Annotated in this window: 18 protein-coding genes; 12 read left to right on the forward strand and 6 right to left on the reverse strand. The window is 62.3% G+C overall.

The features are described 5' to 3' along the window. Positions 1–142: 142 nt before the first annotated feature. A complete protein-coding gene (locus G7020_RS17750) occupies positions 143–583 on the forward strand; it encodes a DUF2231 domain-containing protein (protein WP_181086469.1) in 441 nt (146 codons plus the stop codon). Further along, positions 580–1875 carry a PQQ-dependent sugar dehydrogenase gene (locus G7020_RS17755; RefSeq protein WP_181086470.1) on the forward strand — a complete coding sequence of 432 codons (1296 nt, stop codon included), beginning with the start codon at positions 580–582 and terminating at the stop codon, positions 1873–1875. The genes G7020_RS17750 and G7020_RS17755 overlap by 4 nt, the downstream gene beginning before the upstream one ends. A gap of 145 nt (positions 1876–2020) precedes the next feature. On the opposite strand, the gene G7020_RS17760 is transcribed toward G7020_RS17755, so the two are convergent. Both G7020_RS17760 and G7020_RS17765 read right to left on the reverse strand, forming a co-directional pair. Then, positions 2021–3052 carry a DUF2157 domain-containing protein gene (locus G7020_RS17760; RefSeq protein ID WP_181086471.1) on the reverse strand — a complete coding sequence of 344 codons (1032 nt, stop codon included), beginning with the start codon at positions 3050–3052 and terminating at the stop codon, positions 2021–2023. A 146-nt stretch (positions 3053–3198) separates the two neighbouring features. Next, positions 3199–3813 carry a LysE family translocator gene (locus G7020_RS17765; RefSeq protein WP_181086485.1) on the reverse strand — a complete coding sequence of 205 codons (615 nt, stop codon included), beginning with the start codon at positions 3811–3813 and terminating at the stop codon, positions 3199–3201. 520 nt (positions 3814–4333) lie between these two features. Between G7020_RS17765 and G7020_RS17770 the strand changes: the two genes are divergently transcribed. The 3 genes from G7020_RS17770 to G7020_RS17780 are packed head-to-tail and all read left to right on the forward strand — an operon-like array spanning position 4334 to position 7831. Beyond that, the gene (locus G7020_RS17770; RefSeq protein ID WP_181086472.1) at positions 4334–5257 is read left to right on the forward strand and encodes an ABC transporter ATP-binding protein; all 924 of its coding nucleotides are present in this window, start codon (positions 4334–4336) and stop codon (positions 5255–5257) included. Continuing rightward, the gene (locus G7020_RS17775; protein ID WP_181086473.1) at positions 5254–5985 is read left to right on the forward strand and encodes an ABC transporter permease subunit; all 732 of its coding nucleotides are present in this window, start codon (positions 5254–5256) and stop codon (positions 5983–5985) included. The genes G7020_RS17770 and G7020_RS17775 overlap by 4 nt, the downstream gene beginning before the upstream one ends. A gap of 10 nt (positions 5986–5995) precedes the next feature. Beyond that, positions 5996–7831 (forward strand): GldG family protein, encoded by a 1836-nt coding sequence (locus G7020_RS17780; RefSeq protein WP_181086474.1) that lies wholly within the window; start codon positions 5996–5998, stop codon positions 7829–7831. Between the two features lie 67 nt (positions 7832–7898). Here the strand turns inward: G7020_RS17780 and G7020_RS17785 are convergent, their stop codons facing one another. Genes G7020_RS17785 through dapE form a run of 3 tightly spaced genes read right to left on the reverse strand, consistent with a single transcriptional unit; the run spans position 7899 to position 10241 of the window. Then, positions 7899–8270, reverse strand: coding sequence for a hypothetical protein (locus G7020_RS17785; RefSeq protein WP_181086475.1), 372 nt, complete (start codon positions 8268–8270; stop codon positions 7899–7901). A gap of 22 nt (positions 8271–8292) precedes the next feature. Continuing rightward, a complete protein-coding gene (locus G7020_RS17790; RefSeq protein ID WP_181086476.1) occupies positions 8293–9099 on the reverse strand; it encodes a putative RNA methyltransferase in 807 nt (268 codons plus the stop codon). Beyond that, complete coding sequence (gene dapE, locus G7020_RS17795) at positions 9093–10241, reverse strand: succinyl-diaminopimelate desuccinylase (protein WP_181086477.1); 1149 nt, start codon at positions 10239–10241, stop codon at positions 9093–9095. Before dapE ends, G7020_RS17790 begins: the two co-directional genes overlap by 7 nt. 168 nt (positions 10242–10409) lie before the next feature. On the opposite strand from dapE, the gene tcdA reads away from it, so the two are divergent. The 6 genes from tcdA to ybaK all read left to right on the forward strand — a co-directional run bounded on the left by tcdA (position 10410) and on the right by ybaK (position 18904). Then, the gene (tcdA, locus tag G7020_RS17800; RefSeq protein WP_181086478.1) at positions 10410–11225 is read left to right on the forward strand and encodes a tRNA cyclic N6-threonylcarbamoyladenosine(37) synthase TcdA; all 816 of its coding nucleotides are present in this window, start codon (positions 10410–10412) and stop codon (positions 11223–11225) included. Between the two features lie 72 nt (positions 11226–11297). Then, complete coding sequence (locus G7020_RS17805) at positions 11298–11837, forward strand: DUF3087 domain-containing protein (RefSeq protein WP_181086479.1); 540 nt, start codon at positions 11298–11300, stop codon at positions 11835–11837. A 216-nt stretch (positions 11838–12053) separates the two neighbouring features. Then, the gene (gene bglX / locus G7020_RS17810) at positions 12054–14345 is read left to right on the forward strand and encodes a beta-glucosidase BglX (protein ID WP_181086480.1); all 2292 of its coding nucleotides are present in this window, start codon (positions 12054–12056) and stop codon (positions 14343–14345) included. A gap of 151 nt (positions 14346–14496) precedes the next feature. Continuing rightward, positions 14497–16023 (forward strand): glucan biosynthesis protein, encoded by a 1527-nt coding sequence (locus G7020_RS17815; RefSeq protein WP_181086486.1) that lies wholly within the window; start codon positions 14497–14499, stop codon positions 16021–16023. After that, positions 16016–18391 carry a glucans biosynthesis glucosyltransferase MdoH gene (mdoH, locus tag G7020_RS17820; RefSeq protein ID WP_181086481.1) on the forward strand — a complete coding sequence of 792 codons (2376 nt, stop codon included), beginning with the start codon at positions 16016–16018 and terminating at the stop codon, positions 18389–18391. Before G7020_RS17815 ends, mdoH begins: the two co-directional genes overlap by 8 nt. Positions 18392–18433: 42 nt before the next feature. Further along, complete coding sequence (gene ybaK, locus G7020_RS17825) at positions 18434–18904, forward strand: Cys-tRNA(Pro) deacylase (protein ID WP_181086482.1); 471 nt, start codon at positions 18434–18436, stop codon at positions 18902–18904. Positions 18905–19067: 163 nt separating this feature from the next. Here the strand turns inward: ybaK and mltF are convergent, their stop codons facing one another. Then, positions 19068–20528: a membrane-bound lytic murein transglycosylase MltF gene (mltF, locus tag G7020_RS17830; protein WP_181086483.1), complete on the reverse strand. Its 1461-nt coding sequence runs from the start codon at positions 20526–20528 to the stop codon at positions 19068–19070. A 161-nt stretch (positions 20529–20689) separates the two neighbouring features. Between mltF and G7020_RS17835 the strand changes: the two genes are divergently transcribed. Continuing rightward, entirely contained in the window at positions 20690–20923 is a 234-nt protein-coding gene (locus tag G7020_RS17835) for a GIY-YIG nuclease family protein (RefSeq protein ID WP_181086484.1), read from the forward strand. Positions 20924–21004: the final 81 nt, after the last annotated feature.

Raw genomic sequence — 21004 nt, forward strand, 5'->3', positions numbered from 1 at the left:
CCAGGTCGTTGCCTGTACCGGCAGATCGAAGTGAACTTATACGCCGGCGGCACGATCCTTTTCTATGCACAGTTCAGAGCGAGCCTGGCGGGCCAGCGCATCCGCAATGCAGGCCAGGTCGCCCCGCGATGAGGAGCCAGCCGTGACCGCCACCACCCACCGCACTCACCGAAGAATCTACCGAAGGACACCGAACCCGTTGCATGCGACCCTGCTTGCTGGGACTGTTCCCCTGTTTCTCGGGGCTCTGTTGAGCGATATCGCCTACTTGCGCAGTTATCAGATCCAGTGGAGCAACTTTTCCTCCTGGCTGATTGCCGGTGGTCTGGTTTTCTGCGGCCTGGCGTTACTGTTCGCACTGGTCAACCTGATCCGTGCCAAGCATAAGGCAGGGCGGCCACTGCTCTACTTTCTACTGTTACTGGCGACCTGGGTGCTGGGCTTCATCAACGCCCTTGAACACGCCAAGGATGCCTGGGCCACCATGCCCGCCGGCCTGGTTCTGTCGGTGATCGTTACCCTGCTGGCCTGCGTGGCGACCTGTATCGGTCTTACCAACCTGCGTTCGGGAGGTGCCGAATGAACTACCTCAGCCCGCTGACGGCCCTGACCCTGGCGTTGCTTCTGAGTGCATGTGGTGGCGAAGAACGGGACAGCGCCCAGCTGTATGGTCCAGAGCCCAAACTTCCCGAACCCGAACGGGGCATGCTGCCCAGCATGAAGATTGCCGAACCGGTGCCATGGGGCGACCAGACTCCGACAGTGCCGGAGAACTTCACCGTCACGGCCATCGCAACCGACCTGAAGATCCCGCGCCAGACCCTGGTGCTGCCCAATGGCGATATCCTCGTGGCGGAAGGGCGTGGCGGCAATGCAGCGAATCTCAAACCAAAGGATGTGATCGCCGGCTATATCAAGGCGCGGGGCAATACCTCGGTCGAAAGCGGTAATCGCCTGACCCTGCTGCGCGACGCCGATGGCGACGGTACCTACGAACTCCAGACCGTCTTCGCCGAAGACCTCAATGCCCCCTACGGGTTGGCCTTCCATGAGGGCAACCTGTACGTGGCCAACCAGGATGCGCTGGTGCGCTTCGACTACCAGGACGGCCAGACCGAAGCCGGCGGCCCGCCAACCAAGGTCACCGACCTGCCGTCTGCCATCAATCACCACTGGACCAAGGCACTGACCATCAGCCCCGACGGACGCTTTCTCTACGTAGGCATTGGTTCCAACAGCAACATTACCGAACGCGGAATGGAAGCCGAAGTGGACCGCGCGCTGGTCTGGCAGATCGATGCCGAGACGGGCGCCTACAAACCCTACGCAACCGGTCTGCGCAATCCCACTGCACTGTCGATCCAGCCTGGTTCAGGACAACTCTGGGCCGTGGTGAACGAACGGGACGAGATAGGTGAGGATCTGGTGCCGGATTACCTGACCTCGGTGCAGGAAGGCGGCTTCTACGGCTGGCCTTACAGCTACTGGGGCAAGAACGTCGATGACCGCGTGAGGCCGCAGGACCCGGACAAGGTCGCCGCGGCCATCACGCCGGACTACGCCCTGGGCTCCCACGTCGCGGCCCTCGGCCTGGACTTCTCCAGCGAAGTCATGGGTGAGGAATTTGCGGATGGCGTATTTATCGGCGAACACGGCAGCTGGAACCGCAAGAATCCGGTGGGCTACAAGGTCATCTTCGTTCCCTTCGAAAACGGCAGCCCCTCCGGCCCGCCGGTCGAGTTCGTCACCGGCTTCCGCACGGACGATGGCAAGACACGCGGGCGCCCGGTCGGCGTAACCGTCGACCCACGCGGTGCGCTGATCGTTGCCGATGATCTGGCCAATATTGTGTGGCGGGTAAGTCGGACTCAGTGATCGGAACAGCTGACGACCATTACGGTCGTCAGCTGCAATATAGCCACTGATTGATCTGCTGCATGTCATGCCTGATCTCGAACAGGCCTGATGGAACTTGCTCCTGGTTCTTGCGCATATGTCTTCGAAAGGCTTAGAGAAGGCGTTAACGTCTTTCAGTCAACTCTCTTATTGATAATGGAAGCAGCTTGTGCAGCTTTCCGCTGATTGCCTTTTCGTGACGCTGCCAGAGTATTCCTGAGTAAATTACCCCGAGGCCAATAAACGTCAGAGCGAAGGAAAAAATCAAACTGTCCTTGAACACATCGTAGGCCAGATAGCCAAGATAGCCTGCAGCACCCAGAGCGCCCAATATGGTGAAGACCCTGCGTGAAAGCATGGCGCCCACAACAATCATTCCAAGATTGATGCAAAGATAGATGAATTTGCTCAGTTCGCTGTCTGAATGCAGCGTGGTCAAGCCGCACCAGAATGCAAGGGCACCGAATAGATAAAGCCAGAACGCATAGTCCTTTTCATTCCGGGTGCGGATGTCCACCCAGAAAGCCAGCAACGCGATGAGCAGACCGAACCACAGCGATACGAGTTTTCGTAGTTCCCATGTCACATGCGTTTCGTCGAATAGAAGGGGTGTCAGGTCCATGCTCATGTACCAGAGCGTTGCCGCAATGGGCATGAGCAGGAATGGCAAACGGTAGCGCCACAGCATGACCACGCCGCTGGCAAGCGTGGCGAGTTCCATGAATATCCAGCGCCAGTCGATATGCCTGTGGTATTCATGCATAACCTTTCCGTCAGCCCACCAGCCCAATGCGACCTGCAGGCCATAGATCGCCAGTGGCGTAAGGGCCACGACAAAGGCTGCCGTGATGCCTGCGGGAATGGGCAGGTGGCTGCGGTCAAGCAAGAGCTCCGTGAGCCAGAGCCCTGCACCGGCATAGGCCAGTGCGATGAAGAATATTCCCCACCCACCGAAGTGCTCCCAGCCCAGCGTCAGAAACAAACTCATTGCGCCGATGGCGATCAAGCCACCGAGGTAGTAAAGAATGTGTGTGAAGCGGAAGCTCGGCGTGTCTTTCCCACGCTCATCCAGAAACGCCCAAAGCCTATCCGCCTGCTGCTCGCTGAGCAGTCCCTTTTCCGTTGCTTCTGTGAGGAGGCTGCGGCTCAGTTTCATGAAAATTCCGGGCGTTTGGTTAAGAGCGAAATAAATCGTGGACTGTCCCTCTCTGAAAGCAGAATTCAGTACTGCTAGAGTTTCTAGCGTCTGAATTCACTGGCCCTGCGCGGCTTGCCGCGACAGAGCCGGCGAGATGAGGGCCATCATTTTTCCGTAAATGCGAGGTTTGCCCCAAGGCCCGCAAAGGTAGCGGCAAAGCCACGACGAAGCCAGGCTTGAACCCGTTTCGACTCGATAACGGCCTTGCGAAAGAGGTGCGCAAGAAGGCCGTAAATGACGAATACGAGAAAAGTCATTGCCATGAAAATGGCGCTCAATAGAAGAAGCTGCAAGAGCGGTTCGTTCGTATTGGGTGGGATGAATTGCGGTAGGAAGGCGAGGAAGAAGATGGTCAGTTTCGGGTTAAGAATATTCAGCAGAAACGCCTTGGTGATCAAGCCGGATGCCGAGCTTCTGGACAGGCTTTCATCGACTGCAAAAGCGGATTTGTCACGCCAGGTCGCGTAGGCAATATAGAGTAAGTAGGCGACGCCGGCATATTTGAGTATTTGAAATGCAACGGCGCTCGTGTGCATGACAGCGGCAAGGCCAAGAACCGTAGCCATGAGGTGGGGGATGATTCCGACCGTGCAGCCAAGCGAGGCGAAGACGCTTGCCTTGCGACCTTGAACGAGCCCTGTCGACACAGTGTAGACGACGCCCGTGCCCGGAATGAGCACCACAATGAGCGAAGTAACAAGGAACTCAAGGCTAATCATTTGGCAAAGCTCCGGCCGGATTGGTGGATAACCTTCCTTGTCATAGCTCTGCTCCTTGTCGGGACTGGTGCTTTCCAGGTCAGGGGAGATCTGTTTGGGGGGTATGCAGCAGGGTTGGAAAGCCTTCGTCTGCTCGATCGGATGCGTGAGCGAATTGCGCCCAAACACTACTTCATCCATACGGAGCACGTCTATTGCGAATGGGCAAGACCTTTATCTGCCTTCGTTACTACAGTTATTCCCGGGTGCATACGAGAGGGGCCTTTCTTGCGTTCTTGCGGTGACGTGTAAGGTTTCGGCATTTATGCAGAACCAGGCATTGCCGAATTTGCTGTTCCCTTTATCAAGGAGCTGCTGACAACCGGCTTGCCGTCTCTCGCCCGTCACGTAATCTTCAGTCAATTTTCCATCCGCCCAGGCCGTTGCATTCGCCGCATCCGTCTTCATATAGTGCCGCCGGCATTTTTTGCAGCCGGGTGCATGCGTGGTGCACCGGTCTTGTTCCATGGATGAGAGGCCAATGATCGAGTTAAAGAATCTGACCAAACGATTTGACCGGCACACGGCGGTCGACGCTTTGTCGTTCAGCGTCCAGCCTGGCGAGGTGCTGGGTTTTCTCGGCCCCAACGGCGCCGGCAAGTCCACCACGATGAAGATGCTCACCGGTTTTCTCGCGCCGACGTCCGGTACGGCGAGCATCTTCGGTTGCGATATCCAGACCCAGCGGCTGCAGGCTCAGCGGCAGATCGGTTATCTGCCCGAGGGCGCGCCCTGTTATGGCGATATGACGGTGCGCGGTTTTCTCGAATTCATTGCCGAGGTGCGCGGTTATCGCGGCTCGCAGAAGAAGCAGCGGGTGGCGACCGCCGCGGCTCAGGTGGAGCTGGAGAAGGTGCTGGGGCAGTCCATCGAGACGCTGTCCAAGGGGTTCAAGCGCCGGGTCGGGCTGGCCCAGGCGATACTGCACGATCCGCAGGTGCTGGTGCTCGACGAGCCCACCGATGGCCTGGACCCCAACCAGAAGCATCAGGTGCGCGAGCTGATCCAGGGTCTGGCACAGGACAAGATCGTGATCATTTCCACCCATATTCTCGAAGAGGTCACGGCGGTCTGCAGCCGTGCGCTGATCATCGCCAATGGCCGGCTGGTGGCCGACGGTACGCCGCTGGAGCTGGAAAGCCGCTCGAAGTATCACCAGGCGGTGACACTGATCAGCGACGAGCTGCTGGACGATGTCGCGCTGGCGGCCTTGCCGGGCGTGGCGGGGGTCGAGGTCAATCCAACCGAGGGCAGCCTGACCGTGCTGGCGCAGCCGGGGCGGGTGATCTTTCCGCAGGTCAATGCCCTGATCGCCCAGCGTGGCTGGGCGGTGAAGGAGCTGGACGTGGAGCGCGGTCGGCTGGATGAAGTGTTCCGCAACCTGACGCGAGGGGAGGCGCTATGAGCCAGTTGCCGGTGATTTTCAAACGCGAGCTGGGCAGTTACTTCGCCACGCCGCTGGCCTATGTGTTCATCCTGATCTTCTTGGTGCTCTCGGGGGTATTCACCTTCTACTTGGGTGGCTTCTACGAGCGCGGCCAGGCGGATCTGGTGCCGTTCTTCAGCTTCCATACCTGGCTGTACCTGTTCCTGATTCCGGCCATCGCCATGCGCTTGTGGGCGGAGGAACGCAAATCCGGCTCCATCGAGTTGCTGATGACGCTGCCGATCACCCGTTTCGAGGCGGTGACGGGCAAGTTCCTCGCCGCCTGGGTGTTCGCCGGTATCGCCTTGCTGCTGACCTTCCCGATGGTGATCACCGTCAACTACCTGGGCGAGCCGGACAATGGCGCGATCCTCGCCGGTTATTTCGGCAGCTGGCTGCTGGCCGGCGCCTTCCTGGCCATCGGCTCGTGCATGTCGGCGCTGGCCAGGAACCAGGTAATCGCCTTCATCCTGGCGGTCAGCGTGTGCTTCCTGTTCATCGTCAGCGGCCTGCCGATGGTGCTCGACGCCTTCGCCTGGGCGCCGCAATGGCTGGTGGATGCGGTGGCTTCGCTGAGTTTCCTGATCCGTTTCGACGCGCTCAGCAAGGGCGTGATCGACCTGCGCGACCTGCTGTATTTCGTCACGCTGATCGTCGCCTGGCTGGCGGCCACCGCCGTGGTCGTCGATCTGAAGAAAGCGGCATAAGGGAGCCCACATGAAACGAGTGATTTATTCGGGGGCCGGGCTGCTGCTGATCGCCCTGGCGTTCCTGGCCTTCAACATCTTCTCCGGCCTTGCGTTCACCAATGCCCGGCTGGACCTGACCGAGCAGAAGCTCTACACCATTTCCGAGGGCACCGAGACCATTCTCGACGAGCTGGAGACACCCATCGAGTTGCAGTTCTTCTATTCCGATGCGGCTGTCCGGGACCTGGTGGCGCTGCGCAACTACGCGCGGCGGGTCGAGGAACTGTTGCGGGCCTACGCGCGGGCGGCGGGCGGCAAGCTCAAGCTGCAGGTGATCGACCCGCAGCCATTCTCCGAGGAAGAGGACCGCGCCGCCGAACTCGGCCTGCAGGCGGTGCCGCTGGATCGCGGCGGCGACAAGGTCTATTTCGGCCTCGCCGGCACCAATGCCGAGGGTCATACCCAGACCATTCCGTTCTTCCCGCTGGATCAGGAGGAATTCCTCGAATACGAAATCAGCCGCCTGGTGCAGAGCTTGGCGTCGGCGCAGCTGCCGGTGGTCGGGGTGCTGTCCGGGCTGCAGATCAACGGCGGCTTCGACATGCGCACCCAGCAGGCGATGCCGCCGTGGATGGTGCTGGAAAACATTCGCCAGCTGTTCCATATCGAGAGCCTCAAGCACGATATCGACCTGATCCCGGCCAACGTGTCGGTGCTGATGCTGGTGCATCCCAAGCAGTTGCCGGAGCAGACGCTGTATGCGGTCGACCAGTTCGTGATGCGCGGCGGCAAGCTGCTGGCGTTCGTCGATCCGTACAGCGAAGCCGATCCGGGCTCGGTGATGGGGTCGGGCGGTTTCGCCGAGGAAAAGGCTTCAGAGCTGGAACCGCTGTTCGAGGCCTGGGGGCTGCGCATGCCCGCCGGCCAGGTGGTGGCGGATGCTTCCTACGCGATGTCCGTGGGTGTAGGCCCAGAGCGCAGGGCGGTGCGTCATCCCGGCTGGTTGAGCCTGCCGCAGCAGGCGCTGGATGCCGACGATGTCACCACGGCTTCGCTGGAAAACCTGACCGTGGCCACCGCCGGTTACCTCGAACCCCTGGAGGGCGCCAGCACGCGCTTCACGCCACTGATGCAGAGTTCGGCTTATGCCATGCCGGTCGAGGCCGCACGCCTGGATACGTTGCAGAATCCCGAGGAGTTGCTGCGTGGCCTGGAGCCCACCGGCGAGCGCTACACGCTGGCGGCGCGCATTCAGGGGCCGGCGCAATCGGCCTATCCGAACGGCATCGAAGGCCGCAAGGATGGTTTGCAGGAAAGCGACAGCATCAACGTCATCGTCGTGGCCGACACCGACCTGCTGAGCGACCGCATGTGGGTGCAGGTGCAGGACTTCTTCGGCCAGCGCTTCCCGCAGCCCTGGGCGGACAACGGCAGCTTCGTGGTCAATGCGCTGGACAACCTGTCCGGTAGCGATGCGCTGATCAGCGTCCGTTCGCGTGGCCGTTCGGCCCGTCCGTTCGTGGTGGTGGAGGATCTGCAGCGCCAGGCCGAGAACCGTTTCCGCGAGACGGAAGAAGTGCTGCAGAACCGCCTGGCCGAGACCGAGGCGCAACTGGCCGAACTGCAGAGCCTCGATCCCGAGCAGGCCCTGGAGTTGACGCTCGAACAGCAGGCCGCGCTGCAGGGTTACATGCAGGAGAAGCTGCGGATTCGCAAGGAGTTGCGTGAGGTGCGTTACCAGCTCAATGCCGATATCGAAGCGTTGGGGCGCACCCTGAAATTCCTCAATATCGCGCTGGTGCCGCTGTTGCTGACGCTGGGTGCGCTGGGGTTGTGGTTCTGGCGCAGGCGCAGGGCGACGTGAGCGTTTCTGAACGAACCTGAAAGTCCTGAAAAACGCGTAGGGCCGAATGTATTCGGCCCTACGGGTGTCAGTCCGTGCGCCAGAGGATTTGCTCTTCGCCACGTTCGCTGATGCTGATCCAGCGGTCGGCGTCTTCCTCGGCTTCCTCTTCCTGCCAGCCGCCGGGCGCGCAGCGGATTTCCACGCCAAGCGCGGCGAAGGCGGCGCGGGCGCAGGCGATGTCGTCTTCCCATGGCGTGGCGTCGCTTTCCAGCAGCAGGCTGTGCCATTTGCCGACGGCTTTCGGCAGCCAGATCACTGGAATCTTGCCGGCCTGGCACTTGAAGGTCTTGCCCTTCTGCTGCCAGGGCGAGCAGGGGCCGATGGCCTGGGTGAGCCAATCGGTGACGGCCTGCTGGCTGGCGTCCCTGAGGTAGATCTCGATATCCGGTTGGCGCATGGCGGTGCCTTGTGTGAAGGAGTTACTGATCGCGCTGAATCCAGTCATAGCGTATCGCAACGCGCACGCGCAGTGGCGCGTCGATGACCGCGGCGCGGCGTTCGGCACTGGCGCGCCAGCCGTGGGGCGTCATGGCGAGCAGGTCGGCGCGGGCCTGGGGATCGTCGAGTTGCAGCTCGTAGCCGAGGGTTTCGCTGTGGGCCAGGTGCATGCCTTCGGGAATCAGCGACAGGTGCTTTTCGTCGTCGTAATCCCGTACTTCGTCATACAGCCGGGCGCGCAGCTCCCACAGATGTTCGCGGGTCGGCCCCATGCGCAGAAGGCCGCCGCCGGGTGCGAGCAGGCGCCGGGCTTCGTTCCAGTCCAGCGGGCTGAAGACGCTGGCCAGCAGGTCGCAGCTGGCGTCGGCCAGCGGCACGCGGGCCATGCTTGCCACCAGCCATTCGAGCTGCGGCGCGCGCTTGCAGGCGCGTTTGACCGCCTCGCGGGAGATATCCAGCGCATAGCCCTCGGCATCCGGCAGTGCCTGGGCGAGCTGCGCGGTGTAGTAGCCCTCGCCGCAGCCGATATCCAGCCAGCGCGCGGGCTCACGTTCAGCGGCCAGCTGTGCCAGGCGCTCGGCCAGTGGCGCATAGTGCCCGCCGTCGAGAAAACGCCGGCGTGCCTCGACCATCGCCTGGTTATCACCGGGGTCGCGGCTGTTCTTGTGCTGCACCGGCAGCAGATTGAGGTAGCCCTGGCGCGCACGGTCGAAGCGGTGGTTGGCCGGGCAGGCGACGCCATTGTCCACCGTTTGCAGCGGTGCCTGGCAGATGGGGCAGGTCAGCATGCGAGCAGATTGACCAGGGTCTGGTAGTAGATTTCGGTCAGCAGATCGAGGTCGCTGGCGAGGATGTGTTCGTCGACCTGATGAATCGTGGCGTTGACCGGGCCGAGTTCCACCACCTGGGTGCCGAGGGTGGCGATGAAGCGCCCGTCGGATGTTCCACCGCTGGTGGAGGGCGTGGTTTCGCGCCCGGTCACGCTGCGGATGGCCGCGGCGACGCCGTCGAGCAGTTCGCCCGGCTCGGTCAGGAACGGCAGACCGGACAAGGCCCAGTCGACGTGCCAGTCGAGGCCATGCTTGTCGAGGATGGTCGCGGTGCGCTGCTGCAAGCCTTCCACCGTGGACTCGGTGGAGAAACGGAAGTTGAACACCGCCTCCAGCGTACCGGGGATGACGTTGGTGGCGCCGGTGCCGGAGTTGAGGTTGGAAATCTGGAAGCTGGTCGGCGGGAAGAAGACGTTGCCGTCGTCCCAGTGCTCGGCGGCCAGTTCGGCCAGCGCCGGCGCCGCCAGGTGAATCGGGTTCTTCGCCAGGTGCGGATAGGCCACGTGGCCCTGCTGGCCGCGTACTGTGAGGGTGCCACCGAGCGAGCCGCGCCGGCCGTTCTTCACCACGTCGCCCACCAGCGCCGTGCTCGAAGGCTCGCCGACGATGCACCAGTCCAGCCGCTGCCCGCGCTCGCGCAGGCGCTCGACCACCGCCTTGGTGCCGTGGTGCGCTGGGCCTTCTTCGTCGCTGGTGATGAGAAAGGCGATCTGTCCCTTGTGCTGTGGATGGTCGGCGGTAAAGCGCTCCACCGCGATGATCATCGATGCCAGACTGCCCTTCATGTCCGCCGCGCCGCGCCCGTGGAGCATGCCGTGCTCGTCGATGCGTGCCGCGAAGGGGGGATTCTGCCAGGCCTGCACAGGGCCGGTGGGCACCACGTCGGTGTGGCCGGCGAAGCACAGCACCGGGCCTTCCTCGCCCCGAATCGCCCAGAAATTCTCTACGTCCTCGATGTGCATCGGCTCGATGGCGAAGCCGCAGGCGGCGAGACGTTCGCTCATCAACTGCTGGCAGCCCTCGTCCAGCGGGGTCACCGATGGGCGATTGATCAACTCGCAGGCGAGTTCCAGGGTCGGCGACAGGGCAGGGGCGGTCATCGGGGCTCCGGTAGGGCGGTAAAGGGCGCCATAGTAAATTAAAAAAGGCCGCCAGGAGCGCCGAAAAGCGCCTGGTTTTCTTCGTTGAGGTCGTTTGCTGTGTGGTCGGGCAGGTGAACCTTGCCAGGAGCAGGTTCTATAATCGGCGGACGTTTTTCAGGGGGCGGTATGTCTAGCGAAGATCAGCGTTTCGGCGGCATTGCCCGTCTGTATGGCCGGGCCGGGCTCGAACGGCTGGCGGCGGCGCATGTCGCCGTGGTCGGCATCGGTGGGGTCGGTTCCTGGGCGGCCGAGGCGCTGGCGCGCAGCGGTGTCGGCGAGATCAGCCTGTTCGATCTGGACGATGTCTGCATCACCAACACCAACCGCCAGCTCCATGCGCTGGAGGGCGCGGTGGGCAAGCCCAAGGTGGACGAGATGGCGGCGCGCATCCGCGCCATCAACCCGGCCTGCGTGGTGCATGCGGTAGCCGATTTCGTCACCCGGGAAACCATGGCCGAATACATCACCGAGCAGATGGATTGCGTCATCGACTGCATCGACAGCGTGCCGGCCAAGGCCGCGCTGATCGCCTGGTGCAAGCGGCGCAAGATCCAGATCATCGCCACCGGCGGCGCCGGCGGGCAGGTGGACCCGACGCAGATCCAGGTCACCGACCTGAACAAGACCTTCAACGACCCGCTGGCGGCCAAGGTGCGCTCCCTGCTGCGCCGCGAGTACAACTTCTCGCGCACGCCGGGCCGCACCTACAGCGTGCCCTGCGTGTTTTCCACCGAGCAGCTGCGTTATCCCAAGCCTGATGGCGGCGTCTGCCAGAGCAAGAGCTTCGTCGGCGAAGGGGTGAAGCTCGACTGCGCCGGCGGTTTCGGTGCGGCGATGATGGTCACCGCCAGCTTCGGTATGGTCGCGGCGGCGCGTGCGGTGGACAAGCTGGTGGCGGGCGCACGGCGGCCAGTGGAGCGTGCAGCTCGCGAAAAGTCCTGAGCTTGACCCTGTCTCTTGAGCGTTGCGCATGGATAATGCGCCAACGCAATTTCCGCCCTCGAAGGAACCCCGATGTCCGCATTCGAAATCAAGCCACTGAGTCCCGACGCCTACCGGCAGCAGACAAGACGCAGCACCCTGGTGGTCGCGGTGACCTTCGTGGTGCTTGCGATGGGCCTTTCCACAGTGGCCGTGACCGTATTCGGGCAGCCGGGCGGGGATAATCTGCGGCTGAATATCGCCGGTGTCGTGGCGGGTTTGCTGCTGACCATTGCGCTGGTGCGGTTGGTCTACTGGCCACAGCCGTGGATGGCTTCGGCGGTGTACGGCTGGCGCCTCAAGCGCAGCCTGATGAATGTGACTAACGTGATGCATCACGTGAAAGCGGGTGTGGTCATCGGCGATGAGTCGGCGATCAAGCTGTTGCGCTTCTACCATCTGGGCCTGACCCAGATGCATCAGCTGGATGCCAACAGCAGTTCGCTGCTCGACGTGAAGGCCGAGATCGAACGTCACCGGGAAAGCATGCAGGCGCAGGGCCTGGACCCCGATCAGCCGCGTCTCGAACCTGCCTGGATCGAGGCTGTGAAAAAGATCGACGCCGCGAAATGAACACGGTGATAATCGCCGCTTCGAAATCTCGATGATCTTTTGGCGCTGCGCGTATCGAAGCGTAGCCGGTTAACCCGTTCAGATTCCATTCACCCGGAGGCCTCCTTCTGCTTCCGGGGCGCATTTCGGTGCGAATGATTCAGCAATGCCACTACCCAGCGATCCGGCGGTCCAACTGCGGTGTGCTCGACAAGACGTGTCAGCAGGAAATCAATAATGAAAAAGCTGTGTCTGCTTGGCCTGATCGCCGTTTCGATCATGTTCCCGACATTGGCCGTCAGCGATCCCGCTGGACTGGACGACAAACCGGCGTTCATCGATCAGCTTTTGCAGCGGATGACGCTGCAGGAAAAAGTCGGCCAGCTGCGTTTGATCAGCATCGGTGCGGACATGCCCAGGGAGCGCCTTGCCGAGGAACTGGCTGCGGGAAACATCGGCGGCACCTTCAATTCGGTTACCCGGCAGGACAATCGTCCTTTGCAGGACGCCGCGTTGCGCAGTCGATTGAAGATTCCGATCTTCTTTGCCTACGACGTGGTGCATGGGCATCGCACGACCTTCCCCATCGGTCTTGGTCTGGCTTCGACCTGGGACATGCAGGCGGTGACCAAAGCCGGGCGTGCTTCAGCCATCGAGGCGAGCGCTGACGGGCTGGACATGACCTTCGCACCCATGGTCGACATCGCCCACGACCCACGCTGGGGGCGGACTTCAGAGGGTTTCGGCGAAGATCCCTATCTCGTATCCGAAATCGCCCGCACCATGGTCAGGGCCTATCAGGGTGAGTCGCTGCGCAATCCCGACAGCCTGATGGCCAGCGTCAAGCATTTCGCTCTGTATGGTGCAGTCGAGGGCGGGCGTGATTACAACGTGGTGGACATGAGCCCGCTGCGCATGCATCAGGATTATCTGCCGCCCTACCGTGCGGCCATCGATGCGGGGGCGGGTAGCGTGATGGTGGCGTTGAACACCATCAATGGCGTGCCGGCCAGCGCCAACCGCTGGTTGCTGCGCGACCTGCTGCGTGAAGACTGGGGCTTTTCCGGCGTGACCATCAGCGACCATGGAGCGATCACCGAACTGCTCCGCCATGGCGTGGCCGCCGATGGTCGCGAGGCGGCGAAGCTTGCGATCGACGCCGGGCTCGACATGAGCATGGCGGATTCGCTCTATGGTCAGCATCTGGCCGAGCTGGTGCAGGCGGGTGACGTACCGATACAGGCCGTCGACCAGGCGGTGCGCGAGGTGCTGGGCGCAAAATACGATCTGGGCCTGTTCCACGATCCCTATCGACGCATCGGCCAGGCCAGCGAGGACCCGGTCGAGGTCAATGCCGAAAGCCGGCTGCATCGCCAGGCCGCACGCGAAGTGGCGCGACAGTCTCTGGTGCTGCTGGAAAACCGCAATGCCGTGCTGCCGCTCGACAAGGCCGGCACCATCGCACTGGTCGGGCCGCTGGCCGATTCGCATATCGACATGCTCGGCAGCTGGTCGGCGGCAGGGGTTGCGAAGCAGACGATCACCCTGCGTCAGGGCGTACAGGCCGCGCTCGGTGAGCGTGGCCGGCTGATCCATGCCCGTGGCGCCAACCTCACCGACGACCCGCGGATGGTCGAATACCTGAACTTCCTCAACTGGGACAACCCCGAGGTGGTGCAGGACCCGCGCCCGGCTGATGAGATGATCGCCGAGGCGCTCGCGGCAGCTGCGCAGGCGGACATCATCATCGCCGCGGTGGGAGAGTCGCGTGGCATGTCCCATGAATCTTCCAGCCGCACCAGTTTGCAGCTTCCCGCCAGCCAGCAAGCGTTGCTACGTGCCTTGAAAGAGACCGGCAAGCCGTTGGTGCTGGTGCTGATGAACGGCAGGCCGCTGAGCCTTGGCTGGGCGCAGGCCAATGCCGATGCAATGCTGGAAACCTGGTTCAGCGGCACCGAAGGCGGGCATGCCATCGCCGACGTGTTGTTCGGTGACTACAACCCCTCGGGCAAATTGCCCATCTCGTTTCCGCGCTCCGTGGGGCAGATCCCAATCTATTACAACCATTCACGCCTGGGCCGGCCCTTCGTCGAAGGCAAGCCGGGCAACTACACCTCGCAATATTTCGACGAGCCGAACGGTCCGCTGTATCCGTTCGGCTACGGTCTGAGCTATACGCAGTTCAGCCTGTCGCCACCGCGCCTGTCGACTGGCGTGCTTGCACCTGGCGAGCGTCTGGAAGTCAGCGTGACGCTGAAAAATATTGGTAAACGTGATGGTGCGACTGTGGTGCAGCTCTATATCCATGACCTGGCCGCCTCGGTGGTGCGCCCGGTCAAGGAGCTTAAGGGGTTTCGCAAGGTCTGGCTCAAGGCAGGCGAGCAGCAGCAGGTGCGTTTCAGCGTTGGCGAGCACGAGCTGAAGTTCGTCGATGCGCAACTGCGCCAGGTGGCCGAGGCGGGGATTTTCGAGGTGCAGGTAGGGCTCGATTCGCAGCACGTTCAGACGCAGCGGTTCGAGTTGCGCTGAGAACGACCGTTTCGGTTGTCGGGGAATCATTTGTGCGTGGCGTAGACCAACGAACGCGAGCAGGCGCTGTCCCGCTCGCTTTTTTCACCGTTCAGGAGGCACCGTGTTTACCACTTTGAATCAAGGATCGAACGCTCGCGCCAGAAACCGGGTGCCGGGCAAGCTTCTGGGGCTGTGCCTGGCATGCGTCGTCAGCAGCAGCTGGGCCTTCAGCCTGGATGATGTGGCCAGCAAGGCCGAGAAACTGGCGGCTTCCCCTTATCAAGCGCCGCAGAGCAATCTGCCGTCGGTATTTCGCCAGATGGCCTTCGCCGATTATCAGCAGCTGCGCTTTCGTGAAGACCAGGGTTATTGGCGTGATGCCGAAACACCTTTCGAGCTGCGCTTCTACCATCAGGGCATGCACTTCGACGTGCCGGTGAAGATCAACGAGGTCACTGCCACCCGCGTCAATCAGATCCGCTACGATCCCGAGCTGTTCGAGTTCGGCAACGTCGACATCGATCCAGCCGCGTTAAAGGATCTGGGCTTCGCCGGTTTCAAGGTGCTCTACCCACTGAACAAGGCGGACAAGCAGGATGAGCTGATCACGCTGCTCGGCGCCAGTTATTTCCGTGTGGTCGGCAAAGGTCAGGTCTATGGTCTTTCAGCCCGCGGGTTGGCCATCGACACCGCGCTGCCGAGCGGCGAGGAATTCCCGCGTTTCACCGAATTCTGGGTCGAGCGCCCACAGGCCGATCGCGGCAGCCTGCTGATCTACGCCTTGCTTGATTCGCCACGCGCCACCGGCGCCTATCGCATGGAAATCACGCCGGGCGAGGACAGCATCGTGGATGTGAAGGCGCAGGTCTTCCTGCGCGAGCCGGTGGAAAAATTCGGTATTGCGCCGCTCACCAGCATGTATCTGTTCGGTGCCAATCAGCCGAGCCAGCAGCTCAACTACCGCCCGCAATTGCACGATTCCGAAGGCCTGGCGATCCATGCCGGTAATGGCGAATGGCTCTGGCGTCCGCTGAACAACCCCAAGCGGCTGGCCGTCAGCAGCTACAGCGTGGAGAGCCCGAAGGGTTTCGGCTTGCTGCAGCGTACCCGTGATTTCGGGCGCTACGAGGATCTGGATGATCGTTACGAACTGCGTCCCAGCGGCTGGATCGAGCCGGTTGGCGATTGGGGGAAGGGGCGTGTGGAGCTGGTCGAGATTCCTACGCCGGATGAAACCAACGACAACATCGTGTCCTACTGGGTGCCGGAAAAGGCGCCGGTGCCGGGCGAGGCGGTCGAGTTCGCCTACCGCCTGCACTTCAGCATGGACGAGCCCGCACTGCATGATCCCGAACTCGCCTGGGTCGAGCAGACGCGCCTGTCGACCGGCGACGTGAAGCAGTCCAACCTGATTCGCCAGCCCGATGGCAGCACGGCGCTGATCGTCGATTTCGTCGGGCCGAACCTGGCCAGATTGCCGGCGGATGCACCGGTCAGCACCCAGGTCAGTGTCGATGACAACGTCGAGCTGGTGGAGAACAACCTGCGGCACAATCCGGTCAGCAACGGCTGGCGGCTGACCCTGCGCCTGCGGGTCAAGGACCCGGCACGCCCGGTTGAACTGCGTGCTGCGCTGGTGGATGGCGAGAATACGCTGTCCGAAACCTGGAGCTATCAGATCCCCGTCCATGACTGAACACGCGCGGCAATCACCCGCTCGGGACTATCTCGCCGAGCTTTCCCGCGACGCCGGGCAGCGTGGGGTGCTGATCGAGGATCACCAGGGTCGCACCTGCATCCAGTCGACGCCGCCCATCGTGCGTACCCGAATGGTGCCGGAGCCCTGGCACACCAGCGTACTGCAACTGCGCTGGTGGCGCTTGCTGTTCAAGAAGAACCGCACGGTGGAGCAGCCGCCCGCGCCGCAATCCATCGATGGCTCCGGCTGGCGCAAGGTTGCTCATTACCGGCGCGCGGCCTTGCTGATCCTGATGCTGGTACAGACTGTCATTGCCACTTGGCACATGAAGGATGTGCTGCCTTATCAGGGCTGGGCGCTGGTCGATCTGCAGGAGGTCTACCATCAGCCACTGCAGCAGTCGGCGCGGCAGATCCTGCCGTACGTGGTACAGACCAGCATCCTGCTGCTGTTCGCGCTGCTGTTCTGCTGGGTTTCGGTGGGCTTCTGGACTGCGCTGATGGGTTTTTTCCAGCTGCTCAAGGGGCGTGACCGTTACAACATTTCCGCCACCAGCGCGGGCAATGAGCCGATCGCCGCCGAGGCGCGCACGGCGCTGGTGATGCCCATCGCCAACGAAGACGTGCCCAGGGTGTTCGCCGGGCTGCGGGCGACCTACGAATCGCTGCTGGCCACCGGCGAGATCGAGCACTTCGATATCTTCGTGCTCAGCGACAGCAACGACCCCGATACCTGTGTGGCGGAGCAGAAGGCCTGGCTGGAATTGTGCCGCGAGGTCGATGGCTTCGGCCATATCTTCTACCGTCGCCGTCGGCGCCGGGTGAAGCGCAAGAGCGGCAACATCGACGACTTCTGTCGGCGCTGGGGCAGCAGCTACCGCTACATGGTGGTGCTGGATGCCGACAGCGTGATGAGCGGCGATTGCCTGACCAGCCTGGTGCGGCTGATGGAGGCCAACCCTGGCGCCGGTATCATCCAGACCGGGCCGAAAGCCTCCGGCATGGATACGCTCTACGCGCGCATGCAGCAGTTCGCCACGCGGGTCTACGGGCCGCTGTTCACTGCGGGCCTGAATTTCTGGCAGCTGGGCGAATCGCACTACTGGGGCCATAACGCGATCATCCGGGTCAAACCCTTCATCGAGCACTGCGCGCTGGCGCCGCTGCCGGGCAAGGGTTCCTTCGCTGGCGACATTCTCTCCCACGATTTCGTCGAGGCGGCGCTGATGCGCCGGGCCGGCTGGGGTGTGTGGATCGCCTACGACCTGCCGGGCAGCTACGAAGAGCTGCCGCCGAACCTGCTCGACGAGCTCAAGCGCGACCGCCGCTGGTGCCATGGCAACCTGATGAACTTCCGCCTGTTCCTGGTCAAGGGCATGCACACGGTGCATCGCTTCGTGTTCCTCACCGGCGTCATGTCCTACCTTTCGGCGCCGCTGTGGTTCACCTTTCTCGCGCTGTCCACCGGGCTGCTGGCGATCCATACGCTGATGGTTCCGGAATATTTCCTGCAGCCCAACCAGCTCTATCCGCTGTGGCCGCGCTGGCATCCGCAGGAGGCGATCGCGCTGTTCTCCGCGACGCTGACGCTGCTGTTCCTGCCCAAGCTGCTCAGCGTGCTGCTGATCCTGATTCAGGGGGCGAAGGAATATGGCGGTGGGGTCCGGCTGGTGCTGTCGATGATTCTGGAAACCCTGTTCTCGATGCTCCTGGCGCCGGTGCGCATGCTGTTCCATACGGTGTTCGTCACGGCGGCCTTCCTCGGCTGGTCGGTGCAATGGAAATCGCCGCAACGCGCCGACAACGCCACGCCCTGGGGCGAAGCCTTGCGTCGGCATGGCTCGCAGATGCTGCTGGGCGTGCTCTGGACCGCGCTGGTGGCCTGGCTCGATCCGGACTTTCTCTGGTGGCTGGCGCCCATCGTGGTGTCGCTGATGCTTTCGGCGCCAGTCTCGGTGCTTACCAGCCGTACCGGGCCGGGACTGGCGGCGTTCCGGCGCAAGCTGTTCCTGATTCCCGAGGAATACGACCCGCCCGCCGAGCTGGCCGCGACGGACCGCTACAACCAGCAGAACCAGGCTAATGCGCTGCACAATGGCTTTCTCGCTGCCACGGTGGACCCGCTGTATAACGCCATGGTCTGCGCGATGGGGCGCGCACGGCATGCCAAGGTGGTGCCGGCAGCCGAGGCGCTGCGTGAACAGCGCCTGCGGGAGATTCTCGATGCCGGCCCCGAAGGCCCAGCCGAAGCGACACGCTGGCGTTTGCTCAATGACCCGGACGGCATGGCGCGCCTGCATCACCGTGTCGCTCAGGACGAGCGCTATCGCGCCTGGCGTGAGGCCTACAAGGGGCGGCCCGCCTAGCCGCCTGTTAATATTCCGGCTTTCAATCGACCAGTTGCCGCCATGACACCCGCCATCGATCTGCTGAAAAAGACCAAGGCTGATTTCCGTGTCCATGCTTATGAACACGACCCGAAAACCGCCTCCTACGGGCTCGAAGCCGCCGAGAAGCTCGGCCTGGAAGCTGCCCGGGTGTTCAAGACCCTGCTGGTGTGCAGCGAAAAGAACGAACTGCTGGTCGCCGTAGTGCCGGTGATCGGCAGCCTTGATCTGAAGGCTCTGGCCCAGGCCGCCAAGGTGAAAAAGGTCGATATGGCGGACCCGGCGGCAGCGCAGCGGGTGACGGGCTATCTGCTCGGCGGGATCAGCCCGCTGGGGCAGAAAAAGCGTCTGCGCACTTTTATCGACAGCTCCGCGCAGGTGCTGTCGAGCATCTACGTCAGCGCTGGACGGCGTGGTCTGGAAGTGGAACTGACAGCGCAGGCGCTGGCCGACCGGACCGGTGCCAGCTTTGCGCCGATCGCGCGGGCGTGAGGCCGAACTGGCCGAATGAATTCGGCCCTGCGCGTCGAACGGTGTAGGTCGGATTAGCCGAAGGCGTAATCCGACGGCTTGAAGGCGTAATCCGACATTCCGAAGGCGTAATCCGACAGCTTGAAGATAATCCGACGCCCCGAAGTCGCAACCTGACGGCACCTTAAAGCGGCGGCAGACTTTCCCCAAGGTCCGTGGCATTGATGCCCGGCGTGTGTATCTCGCTGTGCACCAGCTGCTGGCCTTCCAGCTGTGGCTGGGTCACCCAGGTGAGGATGTCGTAATAACGACGGATGTTGGCCACGAAATGTACGGGCTCGCCGCCACGGGCGTAACCGTAGCGGGTTTTGCTGTACCACTGTTTCTGCGACAGGCGCGGCAGGATCTGCTTCACGTCCAGCCACTTGTTCGGATCCAGCCCTTCGGCTTCGGCCAGCTTGCGCGCATCCTCCAGGTGACCACCACCGACATTGTAGGCAGCCAGGGCGAACCAGGTTCGATCCGGTTCGAGGATGCTTTCGGGCAGATTGGCATGCACCAGCGCAATGTACTTGCCGCCGCCCTGGATGCTCTGCACCGGATCTACCCGGTCGGTGACACCCATTGCCTTCGCCGTGCCCAGGGTCAGCATCATCAGGCCACGTACCCCGGTTTTCGAGACCGCCTCGGGCTGCCAGTGCGATTCCTGGTAACCGATTGCAGCCAGCAGACGCCAGTCCACACCATGAACCTTGGCCGTTTCGCGGAAGATCTTTTCGTAGCGCGGCAGGCGTTGCTGCAGATGCTTGGCAAAGGCGTAGGCGCCGACGTAGCCAAGTACATCGACATGCCCGTAGTAACGTTCGCGCAGGCGCTGCAGGGTGCCGTTTTCCCTGGCCTGTGCGAGAAAGTCATTGGCAGCGTCGAGCAGGCTGTTGTCTTCATCCTTGCCGAGAATCCATGCCAGGCTGTTCTGCTCACCGAGATCGAAGGCTACCCGCGCGTTGGTGAAATACACCTGGTTGAGTGCCAGTTCGTTGGACTCGACCAGCGTCAGATCGACCTGACCTTCATCGACCATGCGCAGCAGATCGACGACCTCCACCGCGTCGGATTCTTCATAGCGCAGGTCCGGCAGTTCGGCCTGCAACGCCTTGAGTTTCTCCGCCTGGCTGCTGCCCTTGAGCACCAGAATGCGCTTGCCGACCATGTCCTGCGGCTGGGTCGGGCGCCGCTGATCCCGGCGGTAGACCACCTGAGTCGTGACATCCAGATAGGAGTCGGTGAAACGCGCGATTTCCTGGCGACCCTCGCTGGCAACCAGACCGGCAGCAGCCAGCGCCGGACCACCGGGACGGTTGAGGCGGGTAAAAATCTCGTCGATATTCTCTGCCGCCTCGATCTGCAGTTCGACGCCGAGATGGCCGGCGAAGCGCTTGACCAGCTCGTATTCGAAGCCGGCTTCGCCGTTACGGTCCTGGAAATAGGTGGAGGGGCTGTTGCGAGTGATCACGCGCAGTACGCCTTCCTCCTTGATCCGCTCGACTGCGCTGGGGGGTTCAGCGCAGCTGGTGAGCATCAGGAGGAGTCCGGTCGCCAGCAACCAGGAGGTGCAGCGCTTGCGGAGTTGGGTTTGGGCAAACATCGGCGCAGTATACGCAAAGGCGAACCGCCACCATATATGGACATGATCGACGAACTTTGTTATCAGACCGCTGGAAACCCCCTCCTGTATGTTGCCGTGCTTCATCAGGCCTGTCGCGCCTTAGCCGGGTCGGCGTCTGCGGCTTTTGTCACCGAGATCCCATGAGCGATACCCCTGCAAAACCCTGGTTCGTCTATCTGGTGCGAGCGGCCAATGGGTCGCTGTACTGCGGCATCAGTGACGATGCCAAGCGACGCTTCGCCGCTCATCAGGATGGGCGAGGGGCGCGCTTCTTCCATACCAGCCCGGCGGTGGCACTGGTGTATGTCGAAGCCTGCGAAAGCAAGGGCTGCGGATTCCACGGTCATCTGGCCACCCATTCCATGAGCATCTGACCACCGATTCCACGCTGATCCGGCCACCCATTCCACGCGCATCCGGCCACTGATTCCACGGCCATCCGGCCACTCAACCGG

The sequence above is a fragment of the Stutzerimonas stutzeri genome (assembly GCF_013522825.1).
In the GTDB taxonomy this organism is placed as follows: Bacteria; Pseudomonadota; Gammaproteobacteria; order Pseudomonadales; family Pseudomonadaceae; genus Stutzerimonas; species Stutzerimonas stutzeri_AK.